The sequence below is a fragment of the Streptomyces sp. AC550_RSS872 genome, assembly GCF_019049285.1.
In the GTDB taxonomy this organism is placed as follows: domain Bacteria; phylum Actinomycetota; class Actinomycetes; order Streptomycetales; family Streptomycetaceae; genus Streptomyces.
The window spans coordinates 1-219 of sequence record NZ_JAGMUL010000101.1 but is presented as its reverse complement, the minus strand read 5'-3'; the positions used below and the strand labels follow the sequence as shown (position 1 = coordinate 219).

At 57.5% G+C, this 219-nt stretch carries 1 rRNA gene; it reads left to right on the top strand.

What is annotated here, in order from left to right:
* Positions 1-219 (top strand): 23S ribosomal RNA (locus KUM44_RS31580); the annotation flags it as partial.

Genomic DNA, 219 nt, shown 5'->3' with positions numbered 1-219 from the left:
AGCCACCCTTGAAAGAGTGCGTAATAGCTCACTGGTCTAGTGATTCCGCGCCGACAATGTAGCGGGGCTCAAGCGTACCGCCGAAGTCGTGTCATTGCGATATGTACCCCCAACGGGGATCGTGATGGGTAGGGGAGCGTCGTCTGCCGGGTGAAGCAGCCGCGTAAGCGAGTTGTGGACGGTTGACGAGTGAGAATGCAGGCATGAGTAGCGATTCAC